General features: G+C 44.2%; 22 protein-coding genes and 1 tRNA gene. 1 reads left to right on the forward strand and 22 read right to left on the reverse strand.

Translation table 11 applies throughout. The features are described from left to right. Nucleotides 1-10 precede the first annotated feature (10 nt). The 16 genes from tehB to ABT997_RS02245 all read right to left on the reverse strand — a co-directional run bounded on the left by tehB (nucleotide 11) and on the right by ABT997_RS02245 (nucleotide 15,419). Entirely contained in the window at nucleotides 11-871 is an 861-nt protein-coding gene (gene tehB, locus ABT997_RS02170) for an SAM-dependent methyltransferase TehB (RefSeq protein WP_343093794.1), read from the reverse strand. A gap of 159 nt (nucleotides 872-1,030) precedes the next feature. Next, nucleotides 1,031-2,776, reverse strand: a complete 1,746-nt coding sequence (locus ABT997_RS02175) for a C69 family dipeptidase (protein WP_350018619.1) — start codon at nucleotides 2,774-2,776, stop codon at nucleotides 1,031-1,033. A 184-nt stretch (nucleotides 2,777-2,960) separates the two neighbouring features. Next, complete coding sequence (gene smpB, locus ABT997_RS02180) at nucleotides 2,961-3,428, reverse strand: SsrA-binding protein SmpB (RefSeq protein WP_006595871.1); 468 nt, start codon at nucleotides 3,426-3,428, stop codon at nucleotides 2,961-2,963. After that, a complete protein-coding gene (rnr, locus tag ABT997_RS02185) occupies nucleotides 3,391-5,748 on the reverse strand; it encodes a ribonuclease R (protein WP_350018620.1) in 2,358 nt (785 codons plus the stop codon). Before rnr ends, smpB begins: the two co-directional genes overlap by 38 nt. A gap of 126 nt (nucleotides 5,749-5,874) precedes the next feature. Further along, the gene (gene secG, locus ABT997_RS02190; protein ID WP_006595869.1) at nucleotides 5,875-6,108 is read right to left on the reverse strand and encodes a preprotein translocase subunit SecG; all 234 of its coding nucleotides are present in this window, start codon (nucleotides 6,106-6,108) and stop codon (nucleotides 5,875-5,877) included. A 43-nt stretch (nucleotides 6,109-6,151) separates the two neighbouring features. Further along, nucleotides 6,152-6,301 (reverse strand): 50S ribosomal protein L33, encoded by a 150-nt coding sequence (gene rpmG / locus ABT997_RS02195; protein ID WP_081453577.1) that lies wholly within the window; start codon nucleotides 6,299-6,301, stop codon nucleotides 6,152-6,154. After that, nucleotides 6,291-7,490, reverse strand: a complete 1,200-nt coding sequence (locus tag ABT997_RS02200; RefSeq protein WP_350018644.1) for a multidrug efflux MFS transporter — start codon at nucleotides 7,488-7,490, stop codon at nucleotides 6,291-6,293. The genes rpmG and ABT997_RS02200 overlap by 11 nt, the downstream gene beginning before the upstream one ends. A 16-nt stretch (nucleotides 7,491-7,506) precedes the next feature. Then, the gene (coaE, locus tag ABT997_RS02205) at nucleotides 7,507-8,103 is read right to left on the reverse strand and encodes a dephospho-CoA kinase (protein WP_350018621.1); all 597 of its coding nucleotides are present in this window, start codon (nucleotides 8,101-8,103) and stop codon (nucleotides 7,507-7,509) included. Then, nucleotides 8,104-8,928 carry a DNA-formamidopyrimidine glycosylase gene (gene mutM, locus ABT997_RS02210; RefSeq protein WP_129821827.1) on the reverse strand — a complete coding sequence of 275 codons (825 nt, stop codon included), beginning with the start codon at nucleotides 8,926-8,928 and terminating at the stop codon, nucleotides 8,104-8,106. It lies immediately after the preceding gene. 45 nt (nucleotides 8,929-8,973) lie between these two features. Then, the gene (gene era / locus ABT997_RS02215) at nucleotides 8,974-9,873 is read right to left on the reverse strand and encodes a GTPase Era (RefSeq protein ID WP_016465947.1); all 900 of its coding nucleotides are present in this window, start codon (nucleotides 9,871-9,873) and stop codon (nucleotides 8,974-8,976) included. A gap of 29 nt (nucleotides 9,874-9,902) precedes the next feature. Further along, nucleotides 9,903-10,301 carry a diacylglycerol kinase family protein gene (locus ABT997_RS02220; protein WP_129821826.1) on the reverse strand — a complete coding sequence of 133 codons (399 nt, stop codon included), beginning with the start codon at nucleotides 10,299-10,301 and terminating at the stop codon, nucleotides 9,903-9,905. Continuing rightward, entirely contained in the window at nucleotides 10,282-10,779 is a 498-nt protein-coding gene (gene ybeY, locus ABT997_RS02225) for an rRNA maturation RNase YbeY (protein WP_048689623.1), read from the reverse strand. The genes ABT997_RS02220 and ybeY overlap by 20 nt, the downstream gene beginning before the upstream one ends. 91 nt (nucleotides 10,780-10,870) lie before the next feature. Beyond that, on the reverse strand, nucleotides 10,871-12,607 hold the full coding sequence (tetB(46), locus tag ABT997_RS02230; RefSeq protein ID WP_350018622.1) for a tetracycline efflux ABC transporter Tet(46) subunit B: 1,737 nt from the start codon (nucleotides 12,605-12,607) through the stop codon (nucleotides 10,871-10,873). Between the two features lies 1 nt (nucleotide 12,608). Next, nucleotides 12,609-14,333 carry a tetracycline efflux ABC transporter Tet(46) subunit A gene (gene tetA(46), locus ABT997_RS02235; protein WP_350018623.1) on the reverse strand — a complete coding sequence of 575 codons (1,725 nt, stop codon included), beginning with the start codon at nucleotides 14,331-14,333 and terminating at the stop codon, nucleotides 12,609-12,611. Nucleotides 14,334-14,726: 393 nt separating this feature from the next. Next, nucleotides 14,727-14,799 (reverse strand) — tRNA-Thr (locus tag ABT997_RS02240). Nucleotides 14,800-14,849: 50 nt separating this feature from the next. Continuing rightward, a complete protein-coding gene (locus ABT997_RS02245) occupies nucleotides 14,850-15,419 on the reverse strand; it encodes a GNAT family N-acetyltransferase (RefSeq protein WP_350018624.1) in 570 nt (189 codons plus the stop codon). A gap of 206 nt (nucleotides 15,420-15,625) precedes the next feature. Here ABT997_RS02245 and ald point away from each other — a divergent pair, with 206 nt between their 5' ends. Then, complete coding sequence (ald, locus tag ABT997_RS02250; protein WP_048789576.1) at nucleotides 15,626-16,738, forward strand: alanine dehydrogenase; 1,113 nt, start codon at nucleotides 15,626-15,628, stop codon at nucleotides 16,736-16,738. 188 nt (nucleotides 16,739-16,926) lie between these two features. Here ald and ABT997_RS02255 read toward each other — a convergent pair whose 3' ends face one another. From ABT997_RS02255 to ABT997_RS02280, 6 genes are all read right to left on the reverse strand, one after another. After that, nucleotides 16,927-17,925 carry a PhoH family protein gene (locus tag ABT997_RS02255; RefSeq protein WP_350018625.1) on the reverse strand — a complete coding sequence of 333 codons (999 nt, stop codon included), beginning with the start codon at nucleotides 17,923-17,925 and terminating at the stop codon, nucleotides 16,927-16,929. A 90-nt stretch (nucleotides 17,926-18,015) separates the two neighbouring features. After that, entirely contained in the window at nucleotides 18,016-18,231 is a 216-nt protein-coding gene (locus tag ABT997_RS02260) for a YozE family protein (RefSeq protein WP_048689636.1), read from the reverse strand. A 10-nt stretch (nucleotides 18,232-18,241) separates the two neighbouring features. Then, nucleotides 18,242-19,096 carry an RNA-binding virulence regulatory protein CvfB gene (gene cvfB, locus ABT997_RS02265; RefSeq protein WP_048717452.1) on the reverse strand — a complete coding sequence of 285 codons (855 nt, stop codon included), beginning with the start codon at nucleotides 19,094-19,096 and terminating at the stop codon, nucleotides 18,242-18,244. Nucleotides 19,097-19,202: 106 nt separating this feature from the next. Continuing rightward, a complete protein-coding gene (frr, locus tag ABT997_RS02270; RefSeq protein ID WP_048689643.1) occupies nucleotides 19,203-19,760 on the reverse strand; it encodes a ribosome recycling factor in 558 nt (185 codons plus the stop codon). 18 nt (nucleotides 19,761-19,778) lie between these two features. After that, on the reverse strand, nucleotides 19,779-20,510 hold the full coding sequence (gene pyrH / locus ABT997_RS02275) for a UMP kinase (protein WP_006595852.1): 732 nt from the start codon (nucleotides 20,508-20,510) through the stop codon (nucleotides 19,779-19,781). Nucleotides 20,511-21,049: 539 nt separating this feature from the next. Next, the coding region (locus tag ABT997_RS02280) for an LPXTG cell wall anchor domain-containing protein (protein WP_350018626.1) at nucleotides 21,050-22,491 on the reverse strand (1,442 nt) is incomplete at its 5' end.

Genomic DNA, 22,491 nt, shown 5'->3' on the forward strand with positions numbered 1-22,491 from the left:
AGAGAGCTATTTATATTTTCTTGGCTAGCATGGTCGCAAAGCGTAAGGCAATTCGATTGCCATTTTCATCACGTCGGTGCAGATGCCCTGGATTTTCATTGTATTTAACGAGTTCCCAATCCTTGTAGTAGTCTGCTAGCTCGCCTTCCTTAAAGGTAAAGGAAAAAGGAACCTGGCAAGGATAGTCCTCTGTATCCATGGCACAAACGATCAAGTTATAGCCACCTGGATTGGTCTGGTCTTGCATATTTCGAATAATCGCAGGAATGCGATCCGCTTGCAAGAACATGAGGACAACTGTTGAAACAATCAAGTCATAACTTTGCTTTAAGTTCGCTGAATTGATATCATAGAGCCCCACAGTCATTTCCAAATCTTCTTGCTCTACAATACTTTGTAGGATCTCTAGGGCCAATTCATTTTGATCGACTGCTGTCACTTCAAAGCCATGCTGGGCTAAAAAGAGAGCATTTCGTCCTTGTCCACACCCCAAATCCAAGGCCTTGCCTGGAGAAAGGGACTCCATGGCTTCTAGCACTTCCGAATGGACGGGATTACTATTATATTTTTTGGGGAAGTAATCTTTGGGCTCACAGTAGAATTCCAAAAACCATTCCACATCATCTGTAAGGGCCTCTACACGGTGCCAAGCTTGAGGTTGTGCCATCGGGTTATCTGCACCTGCCTCAAAAATATGGCTGGCTACTTCTTCCCCATCTTCCGTCAGCTCAACAAACTTGAGTTTTCCTTTGAGGACGGTAATCTTTCCCCAAGTACCTACTTTGGTATTGTGTTTTCTTTGGACTGCTTCAGGCATGGTATCCTTGGTCCACAAAGGCATCCGTTTATAGGCAATTAATTTTTCAGGCATCCGTTTCTTCTCCTTCTTTCTATCTATCCCTATCATACAAAAATTGCATGCAAATAACAATAAAAAGAGTGGAATTACAAGCTCCTTTTGTGAAGACTTCTATTCCACTCTCTTAGAATCCAGTTGAGGCAGGATGCTGATTTAACAGTCTCTGTCTACTTATTCTTCATTTTCATTCTTTTTTGATTTTTTAAAGTAGAAACCTGCCAAGCCAAATCCTGCAAGAGCCAAAACTCCTAAGACGGCAGATAAACTGCTGTTTGAATCACTTGCCTTGCTAGATGATTGACTAGAAGCTGTTTCTTCCTTCTTATCAGTTTCTTTCGATGCGTCTTTTTCAGCTTGAGCTGCTGCTACCAGATTGGCCTTGTTATAGCCATCATAAACAAAGTCTGCTTCCAAACCTTTTTCTGTACGAATCTTATCTTCCATCTCGCTTTCAACTTGCTTGATTTGTTTGAAGATCGTTTCCGCACGTTTAAGTGAGTCACTTGTTACTTCGTCTGCAGTAGCTTTCGCTTGGTCATCAGTGAGTCCACTATATTTTTGATCCAAAGCCGCTTGTTCCTTGATCCAGCCTTTTTCCAATTCTTTCCACTTCTCTTGGATGCTGTTGCCAAAGAGGTCTGGGTATTTCATGACCATTTGGTCAATATGCCAAACAGCCCAATACCAAGAAGTTGGATCGTATTTGGCAGAGCGAACTTTGAATGGTGCATAGGTATCGTTGACAATACCATAGAATGGCACATAAGGCGTGTTCCGGCTTTGAGCGAGACCTAACCAAACGACACCACCAAATGGAGTTGGCAAGTCCTTCTTAATTTGGTAGACGTGGGCGTTAATGACGTTTTCATTTCCCAAAGCATATTTGTATTTATTGGTATCGACTTCTTTACCTGGTTCCACCAAGTCATCTGGTGTGTATTGTTTAAGGTGTTCGAACCGGTTCCGTTGTTCAGCGAAAACATCTTCTAGACTATACTTTTTAGAAGGATCCGTTGGTTTGCGCAAGAGGTCAAAGTGCTTATCATCATATTTGATGTCCGCCTTCGGATCCATCAAGGTAATCCCTGCATAGGTCCGTGAGCGGTTGCGTTCGGTATATTCATCTGGACCATAAGAGTCTGCAATATGGAAGTTACCATCTTTATCAGTCTTGTAGTGGTCTGCCTTTTTAGCAACTGCTTCCACATCTTTCGAAGCAATGACGTTGTCCTTGTCCTTGAAATCCACATGTCCTAGATAGTAGGTATTGGCAAAGATGGCATAGCGGTCTTGAGGGAATTTAATGGCTACATATTGGTGACCAGAGAGGATTTCCATGTACCAGAGTTCATTCTTATCTGCTACGACAATGATGTTTCCTTCGGCAGATCCTTTTTCATCAAGTACCTTAGCAACCAACTCAATTCCTTCACGTGCTGTTTTGGCACGTGGAAGAACCAAGTCTACCATAGCAGCTTCAGCCAAGCCATTTTTCACAAGTGGATCTGCTTCCAAAATCTTATCGTGTGGGGTTGCAGATACGGTAGAAGTCATGGAAACGCCCGCTTCGTTAAAGCCGTGTGCTCCGAAGTTCCCATTGGAACCATCTCCATGGGCTGCATCATAAGTTGCGGTATATTTCATTTCATGACTCAAGTGGGGATAAGCAAAGCCGTTGGATTCATCCTCCAACATATCCCCATCCTTATAGTCTTTGGCAGGTACCACTTCATAGGTTTTATTGTGGCGACCACCATCGGGCGCATAAGGATAGTCTTCAGTCCGCCCAAAGAGCATGGAACCATCTGTCGTGAGTTCCTTCCCAACAATGAAGGCTGAGCAGGCCTGCGCAACTTGAACTGGAATCAAGGCAAAGGCCATCAAAGCAATCATCAGTTTGACCAGTAGTTTTCTCATAGTCGATCTCCTTTATGACTACAAAAGAGGCTAGAAAATCAATTTCAAGCCGACGAAAAACAACTATACCAACGCTACCTTCAGTATACCCCTATCCAGATAAAAATGCAAGCGGTTTCAAGAAGAGAAATTTAAAAATAGGAACAGTTTTCAGCCCTTGCTTCAGCTGTTCCTATTTCTTACTTTAACGCGTATTGTATTGTTTCATGACACGAGCAATGTCACGATTTTGTTCCCGCCGTTTGATGGATTCACGTTTGTCATAATCGTGCTTCCCTTTGGCTAAGCCTAACAAGAGCTTAGCATAACCATCCTTAAGGTAAACCTTAAGGGGAACTAGAGTCATCCCAGTCCCTTTAGTTTCCTGCTCCAGTTTTTGAATCTGTTTCTTATGCAGCAAGAGTTTGCGACGGCGTTCTGGATCTTGGTTCCAGATATTGCCTTCCTCATAGGGAGCAATATGAACATTGCTGAGCCAGACTTCCCCATTTTTGACTTGGGCAAATCCATCCTTGAGGTTGATACGAGCTGCTCGAACACTCTTGATTTCTGTACCAGTCAGGACCATTCCTGCTTCAATGGTATCAACAATTGTATAATCGTGGCTTGCTTTCTTATTTTGTGCGACGACCTTTCCCTCGCCCTTTGCCATGCTTAGCTCCTTTCTTAGCTACTTCCTTGTAAAAAGGTTTCTTACTCTTTTTCTTCTTGTCTTTTGAAGAATGCTTGCGCTTGTTCTCTCTAAAGCCCCCTTGCTTTCGTTCTTCTTTCTTAGAAGAAGGGCGCTTAGAGTGTCCATTTCGATCTTTACGCCCCGATGCTTTAGTGACTTTTTCAATCAAATCCAGCTCACTTGGGATATAAGAAAAATCAATCTCACCAGTCATCTTATCCGCTCTTTCGACCCTGATTCGGATTTCCTGACCGACACGGAAAGTCACGCCTGATTTTTCCCCGCGCAAGGTCAAATCGCGCTCGTTAAAATGATAAAAACCAGGTAAGGTGGTGATGTGGATCAAACCTTCTACAGTATTTGGCAATTCAACAAAGAGACCAAACTTGACGACACTGGACACCAAAGCATCGTACTCTTCGCCAACATAGTCCTCCATGTACTCTGCCTTCTTCATGGCTTCTATTTCCCGTTCCGCATCAATGGCGCGGCGTTCCCGACTAGAGGATTGGCTAGCAATATCTGGAATGACCTGTTCAAAATGACTAGCCACTTCAGAATCTTTTCCATACTCTCGCACCATGCGGTGGACTAATAAGTCTGGATACCGGCGAATCGGACTGGTGAAGTGAGTATAGAAATCGGCTGCTAGCCCATAGTGGCCGTGGTTGTGCTCGGAATAACGCGCTTGTTGCATGGAACGGAGCAACATCATAGACAAGACATCAGCATAGGGTTCCCCTTCTACCTTCTTCATAATATCCTGCAAGGTTTCCTGACTCATGGAACTAGCTGTCCCATAAATTGGTAGGCCAAAGCTAGAAGCATAATCGATAAACTTTTGCACTTTCTCTGCTTTGGGTTCTTCGTGAATCCGGTAAATAAAGGGAAGTTTTCGTTTGGCAAAATGCTCTGCTACTGTCTCATTGGCAATCAGCATGAAGGATTCAATCATCCGTTCTGCAACCCCACGTTGGCGCAAGACGATGTCTACTGGTTTTCCTTGAGGATTGACTAGGATTTTTGCTTCACTGGTATCAAAGTTCAGGGCTCCTCGTTTTTCCCGCATTCCTTCTAAGATCTGATGAAGACCAACCATGGCTTCGATACTTGGCACAATAGCTTGGTATTCCTCACGCTTCTCCTGGTCCCCAGCAATGATCTCATTGACATCGCTATAGGTCATACGGAAAGTCGTTTTAATGACCGTTTGGGTGATCTGGTAGCGAAGGACCCGACCACGCTGGTCGATCTCCATAATGGCTGACTGGGTCAAGCGATCCACTTGAGGGTTTAAGGAACAAATCCCGTTTGATAGACGCTCAGGTAACATGGGCACGACCCGGTCTGTCACATAGACAGAGGTCGCGCGGTTGAGGGCTTCCTTGTCCAAGGCAGAACCTTCGGTTACATAATAAGAGACATCGGCTATGTGAACGCCAAGCTCAAAATTCCCACCTTCCAAGCGCTTGATGTGAACCGCATCATCCAAGTCCTTGGCATCGGCACCATCAATGGTAAAGATGATTTCATCTCGAAGGTCCAAACGTCCCTCCATATCCTTCTCACTAGGCTGGTCTGGGATGCTTTCTGCTTCTTTGAGGACTGCTTCTGGAAATTCTGAGACGATATCCATAGACTCTAAAACTTCCAAGACATCGATCCCAGGATCTGTCACATGCCCAACCACATCTTGTACTGAGGCTACAAAGTAATTGTGCTTCCGACTTGGATACTGTTCAATAGCTACCTTGAGAACTTCCGTTCCCTCTAATTGTAGGGCAGGTTTTTTCACGTAAATGCGTTGGCTAATCTTTTGATTCTTTGAAAGGATGTAGCCTGCATATTTGGGTTTTTCCTCATCCAAAACGATTTGGCCGACGACTGTTTGGAGGCTGTGCTCCAAGACATCAATGATTTTCCCCTCTGCCGCGGTCCCCTTTTGCCGATCGGCGACCTTGGTGATTACAACCTCAACTGTATCCCCATCAATGGCATGGTTGACATCATTTCGTCCAATAAAAAGGTCCTCTTCTTCCCCCTCTAGGCTAACAAAGCCAAAGCCACTCTTATGAGCATGGAAAATCCCTTTCACAGTAATGACGTCTTTTGGCTTGGCATCAAGGAGACTTAAAAAACCATTTTCTTCAAAGGTTAGTTGACGACGTCGCTCCATCAGCGAAATGGTCTTAATCAGTTCACGAAAACCTTTGGCGTCTGTACTCCCAATGGCTTGAGCCAACTGATCAACCTGAGCTTTTCCCTCCTGTTTTAAATAATCAATAATTTTACTTTTCATATCTTGTGCTGGATACCCAGCCTCCTTTATTTTCTTTCTTTCAGAGAGATTTCTTTGCTAGTGACAATCTCCCTATCCAACGACCCATAGATGAAAAAATAGGCAAAGACAATGTCTAAGCCTATCTTATTTACTGGATAATACCATTAGAATCATCGCAATGAGTAACCAAAGGAAAATCATTACTCCTGTCAATCGTTGCATCACTGCTTCGAATCCACGAGCTTTTGAACGTTCAAACAAGTCATTTGAGCTTGCATCGAATACGTTGCTAGATTGATTTTTAGTTGGTTGCATGAAGATAGCGATAATAATTAATACAGATAGTACCAATAAAATAGTAATCAACGGTTTAGTCATAATTTAAAAACTCCTTAAAATCCTATCTATTTTACCATAAAAATCATTTCGTTTCAAGATGTAATGTCACTTTTCTCTCTTTAGGACAATACTTCAAAACTTCAATTTTTTCAGGGTGGGTCTTCATATTTTTACTTGTCAAATAATTCTGACTACCACAGCTCGTGCAGGTTAGTTGTACTTTAATGCGCACTGATTTCTCTCACTTTCAAATACTTTCTAAAGATGAATAAAAGGAAGGCCAAATCTATAAAGGCTAGGATAGCAGTCCCATAGAATACCCAATGGTAATTGACATGCATAGCAATACTAGAGCCCATCATGGGACCAAGAACTCCCCCTATATAAAAGAAGAGTTGGTTGTAACTAAAAATCCGAGAAATTCCTTCCTTGGGAGTCATGCGGTTTAAGAGAGCCGTCACTCCGGGCATTAAGGCTCCTGTCCCAATCCCAAATAGGAAACGAAGAAATCCTAATTGAAAAGGGGTCTGAGCAAGGGCACAGAAGATATAGAGGATCCCACTATAGAGAAGAGCTAAAAGTAAGAGGCGATGGTTGCCAATTTTATCTCCGAGCTTCCCCATCCATCCCGATGTCAGGATACTGGAAATCCCCATCGCTGATACGATCAGCCCAGATACAAAAATAACATTGTCGCTCTGGCCAAGCTCTCTTACATAGAGTGGAAGAATGGGAGAAATGGACTGACCGATCATCTGAATGGTCATACTGGTCAAAAAGAGGCCCAGTAAAATGTCCTTATGCTGGATAGAAGCCAGTAATTCCCAGCTTGAAAGGTGATCCTCTTTCGATATTTGTTGGTAGTCTTCCTCGATGCCCCACCAAGTCAAGACAGAGACGAGAAAGAGGAAAAAACCAACGAGGAGAAAGACATTCCGCATACCAAATTGCTCTGCAATCAATCCCCCCAACAAGGGGCCCATCAAGGTACCGGCAACAGTTCCCGTCGATAAGGTTCCTAGAGCGTATCCAGATTGATTCTTTGGCACCTGACTGGCAATGAGAGCCGTACTGTTAGGGACAAAGCCTGAGAAGACACCATTTAATAAGCGTAGAAGTAGCAACCAAAAGACGGAAGGGACAAAAGCAATTCCTCCCATGGTCAAGGTCATAGCAATCGAGGCTCTCAACATCATGGGTTTCCGACCATAACGGTCCGCCAAACTCCCCCAGATTGGGGCCATTAGAGCGGAAGTCAAAGAGGAGGAGGCGACTGCAATCCCAGCATAAAAAGGAACTGCCGGACCTTTTACCCCCAACTCCTCCACAAATAGAGCCATAAAGGGAACCACTAACGAAAGACTGGCACCTACGAAAAAACAGCCAATCCAGGCAATAAAAAGATTTTTACGCCAATTGATTTCCAGTGAAATAGGATCATCTTCTTTCTATTTGTTCTAAAGCCCGATCGATTTGTTGATAGAGGCAATCACGCTGGCTATTGTTATCGATCACGAGATCGACAAGAGCTTTTTTCTCATCTAGAGGCATCTGGGCTGCCAAACGATCGCGCGCCTGGACCTCCGTTAAGGCATTGCGCTCCATCAAACGTTCTAACTGAGTATCTTCCGTCACATAGACCAGCCAGACTTGATCAAACCAGTCCAGATATCCTTGCTCGATTAACAAGGGGATATCCATGAAAAAGAGGTCTTCTGTTGCAGCTAGTCGGTCCCGTTCTCGCGCCAGAGCTTTGCGAATGATGTCCCCTTGTACTTGGTTGGACCAGGCAATCTCTTTCTGGGTTGAAAAGATGCGTTGAGCCAGAGCAGGACGATTCAAGTCTCCTGTATCTAGAAGGATGTCCCTTCCAAAATGATCTACCAAAGCTTGATAGAGTTCTCCACCTGGTGCCTGCAAGTCATGGACCACTCGATCAGCATCAATGACAGGATACCCCTTTTCTCTCAAATAGGAGGTCACAGTCGACTTCCCTGAAGCAATCCCTCCTGTTAATCCGATGATTCTCGCCATCTAGTTCTCCTTTTGGCAGTGAGGGCAAAAATGGGTTCCGCGTCCCCCCAGCTGAATTTTTTCAATCGGTGTCCCGCAGCGCAAACAAGGCTGGCCTGTTTTCCCATAGACCTGGTGTTCTTCCTGCATGGTGCCATCCTCGCCAAAAGCATTGCTGTAAGAGCGAATGGTGGAGCCACCCTTTTCAACAGCTTGAGCCAGCACAGCAATTGTTTCTTTGCGAACGGCTTTGGCTTCTCTAGCAGTCAAGCTTTGACCTAAACGGGCTGGATGAACCTTGGCTCGATAAAGGACCTCATCTACATAGATATTGCCCAGACCAGCCACTAATTTTTGGTCCAAAAGAGCTGATTTAATGGGTTTCTTTGATTGTTTAAGAGCTGCTTGGAAGGCTGGTTCTTTAAAATCCGCTTCTGTCGGCTCTGGACCAATCTTTTTCGCCAAAAAGTAGCTGTCGACAAGGTCAGGTGTGATGACTTCCATGGTCCCAAACTTGCGGACATCTTCATAGACCAGAGTGCTACCATCTGTAAAATGAAAGAAGACATGAGCATGCTTGCGAAGAGGGACTTCGTCTGGATAAAAGAAATACTTGCCTTCCATCCGCAAATGCGAGATGAGGACCAGATCCGTCAGATAAAACAAGAGATATTTCCCACGGCGCCCCATGGCCCGAATTTCTTTACCTGGGAGATCTTGTCGAAAAGCATCCAGATCCGTCTGAATCATCTTTGGATACTTTACTGCCACTGACTGAATGGTTTTTCCAAGAATTAATTTCTCAAGACCGCGTCGGACCGTCTCTACTTCTGGTAATTCAGGCATAGAACTCCTTTCAAAAACAAGAAGCAGGCTTCTGCCCACCTCTTCTTAATATTCTTTTTCGTTGTATCCGAAATCAGCAAGATCCAATTTCTTATCCCGCCAATTTTTCTTGACCTTGACCCAGGTTTCTAGGAAGACCTTATCCCCTAGCATCAGCTCGATATCCTTACGCGCAAGGGTTCCGATCTTCTTGAGCATGGCCCCACCTTTTCCAATGACAATGCCTTTTTGGCTATCGCGCTCGACCATGATGGTTGCTCGGATATGGACTTTATCTGTCTCTTCATCCCGCTTCATAGAATCCACCACTACGGCAACAGAGTGGGGAATTTCTTCCCGCGTTAAGTGCAAGACCTTCTCGCGGATCATTTCAGAAACTAAGAAACGCTCTGGGTGGTCTGTAATTTGGTCAGCAGGGAAATATTGGAAACCTTCTTCTAAGTTTTCGCTCAAAATATCAATCAAATGCGAAACATTGTTTCCTTGAAGGGCTGAAATCGGCACAATTTCCTTGAAGTCCATCTGACTACGAAAGTCATCGATTTGCGCCAAGAGTTGGTCAGGGTGCACCTTGTCGATCTTATTGACCACCAGAATAACCGGCACCTTAGCAGCCTTGAGGCGTTCGATGATCATGTCATCGCCTTTCCCACGTGGCTCGTCTGCTGGTACCATAAAGAGAACGGTATCGACTTCTCGAAGGGTGCTATAGGCCGACTCTACCATGAAGTCTCCAAGCGCTGTCTTGGGTTTGTGAATCCCTGGGGTATCGATAAAGACAATCTGTTCCTTATCGGTCGTGTAGATTCCCATAATCTTATTACGCGTTGTCTGCGCCTTATCGCTCATGATGGCAATTTTTTGTCCCATGACGTGGTTCAAAAAAGTTGACTTCCCGACATTGGGACGTCCTAAAATGGCTACAAAGCCTGATTTAAATGTCATAGTTTCCTTTCTTGAGGGAAGTCTCCCTCTTATCCAAATACTAGAGCCCACAACTTGGGCACAAATATAATAAGACCTGTCACCAAGGCAAAGCCCGAAATAACGAGAACTGCTCCTGCCGCCATATCCTTGGCATTTTTAGCTAGCATGGAAAAGTGGTAATTGCTCGCTAAATCCACTACATTTTCAAGAGCAGAATTCATGATTTCAAAGGCAATGACCAAAGAAACACTTAAGAGTAGAAAGAGCCACTCTGTTGCTGAAATGCCAAAAAGGAAGCCTGCAACAATCGCTAAGACAGCTGAAAGTGCATGCTTACGCATATTTCGTTCCTCTTTAAAGGCTGTGAAAATCCCTGTTAAAGCAAATTCAAGACTGGCAATCAGTTCTCGATTTTTCCATTTTCGTTTATTGTCTTGTGAGTCCATAGGCTGTCAAAATCTCTTCCTGTAAGCCAAACATTTCCTTTTCTTCTTCCGGCGTATAGTGATCATAACCGTTGATATGAAGGAAGCCATGCACTGCTAAAAAGCCCATCTCGCGCTCAAAGCTATGACCATACTCAGCTGCTTGCTCACGCGCCTTGTCTACAGAAATAAAGAGCTCTCCAATATAGGTATCGAATTCAGCCATCATCTCTGCTAACTCTGGATGGTCTTCTAAATCTTCTTCTGAAAAAGCAATGTCCATCTCTGGTTTGTATTCCAGACTGATCACATCCGTTGGGCGATCCGTGTCCCGGTATTCCAAGTTCAATTCATGGCTTCGTTCGTTGGTTACAAAGGTCACTGCCATTTCCTTGTCTTCTTTGCCCAATTTTTTTGCAGCAAATTCTAAAATTTCCTGGGTTTGTTTGATCATTTCTTCAGAGACTTGACCGGTCTCATCAACCATTTCAATATACATCTTGGATCACCTCACTATCATTTCAATTATAGCATAAAAATAGCGTATATACTAGAATACACGCTACTTTTACTATTTGAAGAATGCCCTTTTATTCAACCGTCTGTTGGATAGCTTGCATCTGGGCATAGATGCCACCATGAGCAATCAAGTCTGCATGTTGCCCACGTTCGACAATGCGCCCTTCTGATAGAACCAAGATCTGATCCGCATCTTGAATGGTCGATAAGCGGTGGGCAATAATAAAGGTCGTCCGGCCCTTTTGCAGGACTGCCATAGCCTTCTGAATGATCTCCTCTGTCTCCGTATCAATGTGAGAGGTCGCTTCATCCAGAATCAGAATTTTCGGATTCATGTAGAGGGTCCGCGCAAAGGAAATCAATTGGCGTTCGCCACTTGAAAAGGCGGATCCTTTTTCTACGACTGGATGGTCGATTCCCTTTTCAAGGCGCTCTACAAAGGGCCAAGCCCCGACTTTTTTCAAGACATCTTGGACCGCATCCCGATCAATGTGATCCTGACTCATGGCCACATTACTAGCAATGGTCCCTGTAAATAGATAAGGATCCTGCAGGACAATCCCCATATGGCTTCGTAGGCTCTCACGAGAGACTTGGCGAATATCTTGACCATCGATCAAAATCGCTCCTTCTTGAGGATCATAAAAACGATAGAGCAGGTTCATAATCGAAGACTTACCTGATCCAGTATGGCCCACAAGAGCGATGGTTTCCCCTGGACCAGCCTGAAAGGCAATATCTCTCAGAACTGGCTTGCCTTCTTCATAGGCAAATTGAACGTCGTCAAACACGACTTGAGCTTTTTCTATTTTCAGTTCCAATGCACCATCGTCCTCTAAGGGTTGGTCTAAGAAAGCAAGGACTCGGCTCCCCGTTTCTAAGGATCGCCGAATATTTGGGAATTGACGACTAAGATTGGCCATGAGATCAAATAGATTAATCACATAGTTAATATTGATAAATAAGAAACCAGCCGTCACACCGATATTACCCTGTAGGAAAGAAATCCCAGCGATAGTCAAAATGCCTGCAATCACTAAAAACTTGAGCAATTCCGTCAAGGTCCAAGAAGCAATAGAATCGGCTAAGAGAATTCGATCATTGGCTCCTAACATCTTCTGAGTAGTGGCTTCAAACTCCTCCACCACACCAGGTTCTTGATGATAGAGCTGAATCATACTGGCACCATGCAAGAGTTCATTGACCTGGGTATTGACCTCGCTTCGCGCATCAAAGAAATCCTTCATAGGCTGGTCTGTCATGACCTTGTAGAGATACTGAATCCCATAGAAAATTGGAAAGACCAAACACAAGAGAAGTCCCATCATAGGACTCAGATAAAAGAGAATTCCTAGAATAAAGAGGAAACGCACCAAATAGATGACTAAAATCATACAAGAGTTATAAAACTGGGTCCGCAAGGTCTCCGTATCATTGACAATTCTTGTCGCGATCTTCCCAGCCGGTTTATCATCAAAATAAGAAATAGGTAGCCCTTGCATGACTTGAAAAGCTTGGTCTCTCAGACTAGCAGTTACTTGATTACTTCCATGTAGCAAGATCCGATTGCCCATGTAGCTAATCAGTTGCCCCAGGCTCAATACCAAGAGATAAAATCCTCCCATCTGAAGCAAGTCCCCTTGCCCGCCACCGTGGGTCAGTGCAGTCAAAGGCCCATCGATCATCTTTTGGAGAAGAAAGGGAGACAATTCAGAAAAAATGGTGGCTAGTAAGAGGCAAATAAAGCCAGCAAGAAAGACAGTTGGATAAAGCGTGATCCTAGATAATAATCGTTTCAAAACTTTCATCTTATTCTCCTTCCTGTTTTTGTTGCCGTTGGTATTGTTCATAATACCAGCCCTCTTGAGCTAATAAATCACTAGCCCTGCCTTCTTCTACAATCTGCCCTTGATCCAAGACGATGATCCAATCCGCCTGATGAACAGCTGACAAGCGATGGGAAACAATGATGGTCGTCTTGTCTTTTCGTTCTTTTTGAATGGTGTCAATAATGGCCTGTTCAGTCTTCGCATCCACCGCCGAAAGGGAATCATCTAACAGCAAGAGCTCTGCATCTCTTAAGAAGGCACGCGCCAGGGAGATCCGTTGTTTTTGACCACCTGATACAGAGACCCCTTTCTCACCGATCAGGGTGTCCATTCCATGAGACATCCGCTCGAGATCATCCGCAAAAGCAGCTTGGGCTACTGCTTCCACCAAGTCTTCTTGGCTGGCTCCTTTTTTACCAAGCGCTATATTCTCACGGATAGACTTGGAGAATAAAATATGTTCTTGGGAAACATAGCCAATTTTTTCTTCGATGGAGTGTCGGTTGTAGTCCACGATCGGTTGCTGGTTGACCAAGAATTCTCCCTCACCAACTGGGTACTGCCGCAAGAATTGTCGAACCAGGGTAGTCTTTCCTGCACCGGTACGACCAACAATCCCAACCGTCTGTCCTTTCTGAATAGTCCAATCAATGCCTGATAGGCTCTTTCGCTCAGCATCAGGATAGCTGAAAGAATAGTCCTTAAACTGCACCAAATCAATCTGCTCTAGGTAGTGAGAACCATCTGGCTCCAGATCATCCGTTTCATCAATCACTTCTTTTAATTTTTTATAGGACATTTGCCCTGTCTGGTAGACCAAGATCAGGTCCGCCATCATCCACATAGGCTCAATTAAAAAGACCAAATACAGCTGTAAAGCCAATAACTTACCAAGGCTCAACTGCCCGTTTGCCAGGGACCGGCCTCCAAATAGCAAGAGCAAGACTGTCGAGAATCCAATAAACAACAGGGCTAAAGGTCCAAAAGAATACTGGATAGAGGCAATTTTGTCCCCTGTTTTGGATAGACTGGCTGTTTTTTTCTGAAACTGTTTGACCTGCTGGTCCCGTCTACTATAGGCCCGCATGACCCGAATTCCTTCGATCGACTCCAAGACTTCATCATTCAACTGAGCGACTGCTTCCCGGTTTTGCTCAACATACTCCTCCTGCTTTCTACTCAAAAAATAGGTAGAGACGACGAGGAAGATCATAGGAATAAAGGAAATCAAGGTTAATTGCCAAGAAATGAAAAACATGGTCGGAATAATAAAGGCAAACAAGCCACCGCCAAACAGGAGCACCATCATCCCGTAACCAGCCATATCAGCCATCCCATCCACATCTGTCGTGAACCGCGTCAAGAGATCCCCTGAACGGAATTTCTCAAAAAAGGGACGCCGCATAGCTACTAGCTTACGAAACGCTTGTCCCTGAAGGGTTGCCTTGAAATGGACTGACGACTGAAAGAGGCGCAACTGCCAATAAAAAGCCGTCAGGTAATTGAGGATGGCTGATCCCACCAATAGGACCATATCCCATACAAAGTTGGATTGCGTCAGCGTCTGCTGACTCAAATGATCCACTAAGCGCTGGATGACTTGCGTCGGGATCAATAAAGTGTAATCATAAAGAATCAGGACCATAGCGATCTTCACATATCGCCACTTGCGTTCCCTGATATACTCCCAAATAGCTCTGATCATATATTCTCCTTTTCAAAATGGCACAGAAAAAACCCAAGCAAGGAGCTGAGTACGTGCTCAGTCCACACTTGGGTCTTCTGATGCCTGTCACCAATTCAGTTAAGGCAGGCAAAAATGCATACAAAAAACCCAAGACAGACTCCTCCATCTTGGGTTCCATTCAATTTTTACATAGAACTCAACTGAGATTGGAGAAGCTGTGTATTCAATTGTGTCATCAAGAATGTTACTTTGTTCATGATGGTTTTCTCCTTTCTCTTTGTTGTTCTAACTTTACCACGGATTTCTGTGCTTGTCAACGTTTTTTTGAAAATTGTTGAAAAATCCGGACTTTTAAAGATGGACTTGCAAAAAAAGAAGCCTAGATCTTCTCTAAGCTTCTCTCTTCTACTATGCTAGTTGCCGGGATTGAACCGGCGACCTCATCCTTACCATGGATGCGCTCTACCGACTGAGCTAAACCAGCAGTACCTATCTACTATATCATGGAGATAGGTCTTTTGTCAATATCCTGACTCATTTTTCTGCCAAATATTCTTCCTTCGTGAGGACATAATGGACTCTCGTCACCATTCGCCCTTCTTCATGCAGGTCTAGCATCGCGTAGGGCTCCTCGTGAGAAAATTTCATCCCTGATTTGGCCATCACCCGGCCAGAAGCTGGGTTGTCCTGATCATGAACAGCAATGAGCTTGTTCATCCCTAACTGTTCAAAAGCCAAGGCAATGATTGCCTTTGTAGCTTCTGTCGCAAGACCTTGGTTCCAATAATCTTTATTCAGAACATAACCGATACTCCCCTTCTTCAGACAAAGATCCAAATCTAGTAAATCAATAGTCCCGATAAATTTTCCATTTTCTTTGAGCTCGATCCCCCATCTTCCAAGTGGGCTCGCTAGGTAAAAGAGGGCAATATTATTACGCGTCTCTTCTAGACTTTGATTGGTTGCAAAGGTATAGCGCGTAACTGTTTCATTAGAAACGTACTCAAACATAGCCGGTGCATCTTCTAGAGTGACCGGACGCAAGTGCAAACGATCTGTCTCCACTTCACGATAAGCCGCTAACTTCACATATAAATTTTCCATTTAGCACTCCTTCTTTAGGGATTAGTTCAGCAAATAACATAAAGGAAGGCAAGCTCAAATTTTTCTTGCTTTTTGACCCACTTTTCTATAAAATAAAACCATTCGGTTAAAAAAATGAGATGAGGAGTGAAAAGGTTATTGAGTTAGGAGAGCAATCTCACGCCAATGACCTTTTTACACCCATATCTAAGTAAGGAGAAATAATCATGTTAATCGGTATCCCAAAAGAAATTAAAAACAATGAAAATCGGGTCGGTTTGACACCTGCAGGTGTACAAAGCTTGGTGAAGAAAGGCCATCAAGTTTTGGTAGAAACAAATGCTGGACTTGGTTCTGGCTTTGGCGATGAAGATTACGCCAAACAAGGAGCGACTATCGTTGCAACTGCTGCAGAAGCTTGGGCAGCTGAATTGGTGGTCAAGGTCAAAGAACCCCTCGCTGAAGAATACGACTTCCTTCGTGAAGACCTCTTGCTCTTCACCTACTTGCACATGGCTGCTGCACCTGAATTAGCTGATGCCATGGTGACTGCCAAGACAACTGGGGTGGCTTACGAAACGGTTCGAGACCTTGAAGGACAATTGCCTCTTTTGGTACCAATGAGTGAGGTTGCTGGACGAATGGCGGTGCAAATCGGAGCTCACTTCCTCACCAAACAAGAAGGTGGATCTGGTGTCCTCCTAGGTGGGGTACCTGGTGTTCCTAAAGGGAAAGTTACCATCATAGGAGGCGGGGTCGTTGGAACCCACGCAGCTCGGATTGCACTTGGACTCGGCGCCCAAGTGACCATCTTAGATATCAGCGCTAAACGTTTGGCTGTTCTGGAAGATGTCTTTGGTCACCAAATCCAAACCCTTATGTCCAATCCATTTAACATTGAAGCCAGTGTCCGTGATGCCGATGTTGTTATCGGAGCTGTCCTGATCCCTGGGGCTAAAGCTCCTAAATTAGTGACAGACGATATGGTCAAACAAATGCGTCCCGGTTCTGTCATCGTCGATGTAGCCGTCGACCAAGGTGGGGTTATTGAAACAGCGGATCGTGTGACAACGCATACAGAGCCAGTTTACGAAAAACACGGCGTGCTCCACTATGCCGTTGCCAATATCCCAGGGGCTGTCGCTCGCACTTCTACCATCGCCCTCACCAACGTGACCCTACCTTATGTCGAAGCTTTGGCTGACAACGGTTTCCACAAGGCCATCGCCCTTGATGAAGGCTTGCGCCAAGGTGTTACTACTTACCAAGGCCATATCACAAGCCAACCAGTTGCAGAAGGTCTAGAACGCAACTTCACACCAATTGATGAATTGGTTTAATTTCTAATATTTAAAAGGCTGGGCAAAACGTGTCCAGCCTTCGTTGTATGATAGTAATAACTACATGACGCAGTGGTTGATTGGCATCTTTGTTCGCTTTTAAAGCTCCAAAGACGACCTAATCAATTGTGCGGGGGTGGGAAAACGAACTCTTTTTAATTAGTCTGAGTTTTTTCCCACTCCCTTTTTTATTCTGCTTCTTCTTCCACATCCAGTTTTTCTTTGAGGACTGAATTCGGGATGGGCTCGTAGGCCCGGATAATCTCTGCTACTACTGGATGGCGAACGACATCCTTGGCAGAGAAATGCACAAAGTCAATTTGAGAAATATTTTTTAATTTCTCCTGAGCATCAATCAAACCGGATTTGACATTTCGAGGGAGGTCAATCTGGCTGGTATCTCCATTGACAATCATCTTGGAGTTAAAACCAAGACGGGTCAAGAACATCTTCATCTGCATGATAGTTGTATTTTGCGCTTCATCTAAAATGACAAAGGCATCGTCCAAGGTCCGTCCCCGCATATAGGCCAGAGGGGCAATCTCGATAATTTCTCGTTCCATCATCCGAGTAGTCTGATCTTTCCCTAAGATTTGGTAGAGGGCATCATAGACTGGTCGTAGATAAGGGTCTACTTTTTCCTTGAGATCTCCTGGAAGGAAACCAAGGCTCTCTCCTGCTTCTACAGCTGGACGGGTCAAAATGATCCTCTTAACTTGACCACGCTTGAGGGCGGTGACAGCCAAAGTCACAGCTAGGAAGGTTTTTCCTGTCCCGGCTGGTCCAATCCCGAAGGTCACATCATGGTGCTTGACACTATCGACATAAATCTTTTGCCCCAGCGTTTTGACCCGAATGGGCTTGCCGTAGCTATCCTTGATGATTTCTTCTTCATACAAGGCGACGAACTTATCCAATTCATCATTGCGAACCATTTGAATAGCTGTTACGACATCCGGCGTCCCGATGGTCATACCACGATTCACCAAGATCAGCAAAGCCTCAATGACTTGTCTAGCTTTCTCACAATCTTCTTCTTGCCCAATGACCTGGACAATTTCTGTTCGAGCATGGATGATCACATCCAACTCTTGCTCCATCAAACGCAAATGACGCTCATTGGATCCAAACAGATGGAAGAGATCATCTGGATGACTTAATTGAATATCAATTGAATGTTCTTTCAAATAAAGAACCTCTCTATTTCTGTAAGTTTTCTCTATTATAACAAAGTGACCGAGAATTGACCATCCCCGGCTCACCACTATCTTCTGTTACTAATGACCTAAGTATTCTTCCCAGATCGCATCAAATTCTCCTAGATTAAAGGAGAAACTGGCATGTTCTTCCAGAAAGCGGCTGACCTCATCAAAATCATCTGTATGTTTTGGAAAGGCAGACTCATGGAAAGCTAGATCAGCTAGCAAGGCTTTCGGAGCATTGCTTTTGGGATTGCGCTCTGTCATCAGCCAAGTGTAAAATGATTTTCGCATAAGGCTCCTCTTAGATTAGTTCCGTTCCAAACTGGTCTTGCTTGATTTTTTTCGCTTTCATCAAGCCACCCAGAGCCTTTTTGAACTGCCCCTTGGAAATTCCAAAGGTTGCCTTAATCTCTTCTGGGGAGGACTTGTCATTCAAGGTCATAAAGCCACCATTCCCCTCCAAGTAGGCCAAAATCATCTGCGCATCGTTTTCAAGCATTTCAAACGAGCGTGGTTTCAAGGACAAATTCAAGGTCCGATCCACCTCTCGGAAACCGATGACCCGAGCATCTAAGACTTGTCCCAAACGGGGTTCGGCATAGCGCTCACTTGGATGGATAAAGCCCAGCATATTATTCTCAGGCAGGTAAACAAAGGTCCCTGAAAGTTTTAAGCGATAGACGATGGCCGGCCAGTTCTGGTTTTGCATATTGTTGTAGGCTGGACGAGCAATTCGCTGGAAGTCTTCTTGGTAGGCCAAGACACCCCAGATCCGATCTTTTTTATCAACTTCTAGGCGAACAAAGAGTTTATCGCCTTTTTTCGGCCACAGATCCTTGATTTCTGGCAAAATATCCAGAGAGACGACAATCTCCTTATCGGGTAGACCCGTATCGACAAATACACCCAGGTCCTTGCGAACTTCAGTCACTGTCCCCCAGCCAAATTGGTCCTGACGGGCTGTGACTTCTAGGGTGGTCAGACGCAAACGTTGCTTCATATCCGTATAGGCAAAGCCCTTGACGGATTCTCCAAGTGCATGCTCTCCTTCAGACTTGTCCAAGGCATAAGTCTGCCCATCCTTCTGGACAAAGTAAAAGCGATCATTCTCATCCGTTACAAGGCCCACGATATCATGTGCGAGGTTGGTATTCATTTTTTCCTTCTTTCTGGCTAAAGCTCATCAATAGCCCCTTAATGGAAATAAAACTCAGCCAGCAGTGCCAACTGAGTTCATTTCCTCTGTAAACTGCTGGAAATGATTAAACTTCAAGCAATTCTTTTTCTTTGTGTGCTGTCATTTCATCAACATGTTTCACAGCATCATCGGTTACTTTTTGGATCTCTTTCTCAAGATTCTTCAATTCATCTTCAGTGATTTCTTTAGCTTTTTCTTGCTTCTTCGCTTCATCCATCGCATCACGGCGGATGTTACGGATCGCTACTTTAGCATTTTCACCGACTTTTTTCACTTCTTTGGCCAAGTCACGACGAGTTTCTTCTGTCAAAGCTGGGATGACCAAGCGGATAACCGAACCATCGTTGGCTGGAGTAATGCCAAGATCAGAAGCATTCAAAGCGTGCTCGATATCTTTCAATGAAGACTTGTCAAAAGGTGTGATCAACATCACACGAGCTTCTGGAATGGTGATTGATGCGATTTGATTCAATGGAGTATCAACTCCGTAATATTGAACATAGATCCGATCCAAGAGACTTGCATTTGCACGGCCTGCACGGATACTTCCAAATTCACGTCCCAAACTTTGGTGAGACTGAGTCATTCTTTCTTTAGCTTTTTCTACGATTGGATTTGCCATTTTATTCCTCTAACTTCCTTATTTTTCTACATTATTAGAAACGGTAGTACCGATATTTTCTCCAAAGACAACGCGTTTGATGTTCCCTGGCTCATTCATGTTGAAAACGACTAAGTCAATATCATTGTCCATTGAGATGGTCGATGCTGTCGAATCCATGATACGAAGGCCTTTATTGATGACATCACGGTGAGTTAATTCTTCAAACTTCACAGCTGTCTTGTCTTTCTTTGGATCAGCATTATAAACGCCGTCTACCCCATTCTTAGCCATCAAGATTGCGTCTGCTTCAATTTCAGCGGCACGAAGAGCAGCCGTTGTATCCGTTGAGAAGTATGGAGAACCAATGCCTGCACCAAAGATAACAATACGCTCTTTTTCCAAGTGACGAAGTGCGCGGCCACGGATATAAGGCTCAGCGACTTGTTGCATGGCAATCGCAGTTTGGACACGCGTATCTACTCCAACCTGTTGAAGAGAATCCGCCATCACCAAGGCATTCATAACTGTTCCAAGCATTCCAGTGTAATCTGCTTGAACGCGATCCATACCTGCTTCCGCCGCAGGTTCTCCACGCCAGAGATTTCCTCCACCGATAACGAGAGCAATTTCAATTCCAAGGTCATGAACTTCTTTGATTTCAAGGGCCATCTTTTGAACCGTTTTGATATCAATTCCGACACCCCGTTCACCGGCTAACGCTTCACCTGATAACTTAATTAAAATACGTTTATACTTAGGTTCTACCATTTTGTCACTCCTTTTATGATCTGTATTATTTTACCACAAAAAGCGTTTTTTATATAGTAATATCTATCAAAAAAATTTTAACTTATCCACTGAAAAGATATTCATTTTTATCCTACTTTTTATAAAGGATCTAGATTTTGGTAATGAAACTCTTTTACATATGTGATTTAAGGATTGTCGTTTTTATCAATCATCGGTGCATCAACAATTATATGATCTTTTCCAGATGATTATCACTCTGCATCAGGTTAGCTGCTACTATAATATTTAATTTCAAATAAGTAATTTAAACTTGCATTTACTTTCTTGATTATAAGAAAAGAGCCCCCTTTTTTTAGATAAACAGTATAAAACTTTTAAACTGTTTATGGTGGGAGGCTCGTTTTATATCATTTTAATGCTTCTTAGTTAGGTGTATGACTAGTTGAAAAAGGGGAGTGAACATCCCCTTTTTCAAGGCTTTAAGGCCTATCCTAGTCACCAATTAAAACTGGCGTTTTGAATGAAGATAAATCAATCATTCACCAAAGGAAGAAGAATTATTTTTCGTCTTCCTCTTTACGACGTCCAAGTGCTGCCAATCCTACAAGTCCTGCAACTAGTCCGAGTACAGTTGATCCTACAGATGTAGTTTCACCAGTATTTGGAAGTTGTCCTTTAGCTGGTGTTGACTCTACTGGTTTACCTGATGTTGGGTCCATTGGTTTACCTGGGGTTGGGTCCACTGGTTTACCTGGGGTTGGGTCCACTGGTTTACCTGGGGTTGGATTCACTGGTTTACCTGGGGTTGGATCCACTGGCTTATCTGGGGTTGGCTCTACAGGCTTATCTGGGGTTGGCTCTACAGGCTTATCTGGGGTTGGCTCTACAGGCTTGTCTGGGGTTGGTTCTACAGGCTTGTCTGGAGTCGGCTCTACAGGCTTGTCTGGAGTTGGCTCTACAGGCTTGTCTGGAATTGGTTCTACAGGTTTGTCTGGAGTTGGCTCTACAGGTTTGTCTGGAGTTGGTTCTACAGGCTTGTCTGGAGTTGGTTCTACAGGCTTGTCTGGAGTTGGCTCTACAGGCTTGTCTGGAGTTGGCTCTACAGGCTTGTCTGGGGTTTCTTTAAGTTTGTAAACATACGTTACATTCTTATCGCCTTCGATCACTTTACCTGTAGTAGGGTCGGTAGATTTCAAGTGTCCTTCGTCATCCACTTCACCAACTGTGTAGTTGCCTGCTGGGACCAATTCATAAGTCTTACCGTCTTTTTCGATTGTTTGTGGACGGTTGTCTACCACTGTGTTGTAGTCCTTATCAACTGGTTGATTTTCTTCATCCGTCACATCTGACTTGATGGTCTTGCCTTCTGTATCTACATAGTGAACATAAACGTTACCCTTAGGTTGAGTTGGGTCTTCCTTCACTTCTTTATAGACGTAAGTGATGGTTGATTTAGGTTTATCAACTTTACCTTTAACTGGATCAGATGATTCCAAGTGCCCATCTTCGTCCACTTTACCTACTGGGTAGTCACCTTTCGGTACGATCTTGTAGGTCTTACCGTCTGGAGTCTTAATAGTGTTAGGTTTTTCACCTTCCTCAGTGGTGTTATATGGTGTGTCATAAGGTGAGTTTGGTGTATCTTGACGAGGTTTTTCGATTTCCTTGCCATTTTCGTCTACGTAAGTGATGATCACTTCACCCTTCTTCGGCTCTGCTGGGGTTTCCTTCAGTTTGTATACGTAGGTGACATTCTTATCGCCTTCGATGACCTTACCGGTTGTTGGGTCGGTTGACTTGAGGTGACCCTCATCATCCACTTCACCAACTGTGTAGTTACCTGCTGGGACCAATTCATAAGTCTTGCCTTCGAATTCAATCTCTTGTGGGCGGTTGTCTACCACTGTGTCGTAGTCTTTGTCCACTGGTTGAGCGTCTTCATCCGTCACATCTGACTTGATGGTCTTGCCTTCTGTATCTACATAGTGAACATAAACGT

It is taken from the genome of Streptococcus australis, from assembly GCF_040226615.1.
Lineage (GTDB): Bacteria > Bacillota > Bacilli > Lactobacillales > Streptococcaceae > Streptococcus > Streptococcus australis_E.

What these genes read in the sequence shown, in the direction of transcription:
- secG (WP_006595869.1), bottom strand. Translation starts at nt 6,108, where the DNA reads ATGACTAAACCGTTGATTACTATTTTATTGGTACTATCTGTATTAATT.
- smpB (WP_006595871.1), bottom strand. Translation starts at nt 3,428, where the DNA reads ATGGCAAAGGGCGAGGGAAAGGTCGTCGCACAAAATAAGAAAGCAAGC.
- ABT997_RS02260 (WP_048689636.1), bottom strand. Translation starts at nt 18,231, where the DNA reads ATGCGAAAATCATTTTACACTTGGCTGATGACAGAGCGCAATCCCAAA.
- ald (WP_048789576.1), top strand. Translation starts at nt 15,626, where the DNA reads ATGTTAATCGGTATCCCAAAAGAAATTAAAAACAATGAAAATCGGGTC.
- ABT997_RS02245 (WP_350018624.1), bottom strand. Translation starts at nt 15,419, where the DNA reads ATGGAAAATTTATATGTGAAGTTAGCGGCTTATCGTGAAGTGGAGACA.
- coaE (WP_350018621.1), bottom strand. Translation starts at nt 8,103, where the DNA reads ATGGCGAGAATCATCGGATTAACAGGAGGGATTGCTTCAGGGAAGTCG.
- ABT997_RS02220 (WP_129821826.1), bottom strand. Translation starts at nt 10,301, where the DNA reads ATGGACTCACAAGACAATAAACGAAAATGGAAAAATCGAGAACTGATT.
- pyrH (WP_006595852.1), bottom strand. Translation starts at nt 20,510, where the DNA reads ATGGTAGAACCTAAGTATAAACGTATTTTAATTAAGTTATCAGGTGAA.
- frr (WP_048689643.1), bottom strand. Translation starts at nt 19,760, where the DNA reads ATGGCAAATCCAATCGTAGAAAAAGCTAAAGAAAGAATGACTCAGTCT.
- tehB (WP_343093794.1), bottom strand. Translation starts at nt 871, where the DNA reads ATGCCTGAAAAATTAATTGCCTATAAACGGATGCCTTTGTGGACCAAG.
- ABT997_RS02175 (WP_350018619.1), bottom strand. Translation starts at nt 2,776, where the DNA reads ATGAGAAAACTACTGGTCAAACTGATGATTGCTTTGATGGCCTTTGCC.
- ybeY (WP_048689623.1), bottom strand. Translation starts at nt 10,779, where the DNA reads ATGTATATTGAAATGGTTGATGAGACCGGTCAAGTCTCTGAAGAAATG.
- mutM (WP_129821827.1), bottom strand. Translation starts at nt 8,928, where the DNA reads ATGCCTGAATTACCAGAAGTAGAGACGGTCCGACGCGGTCTTGAGAAA.
- rnr (WP_350018620.1), bottom strand. Translation starts at nt 5,748, where the DNA reads ATGAAAAGTAAAATTATTGATTATTTAAAACAGGAGGGAAAAGCTCAG.
- cvfB (WP_048717452.1), bottom strand. Translation starts at nt 19,096, where the DNA reads ATGAATACCAACCTCGCACATGATATCGTGGGCCTTGTAACGGATGAG.
- era (WP_016465947.1), bottom strand. Translation starts at nt 9,873, where the DNA reads ATGACATTTAAATCAGGCTTTGTAGCCATTTTAGGACGTCCCAATGTC.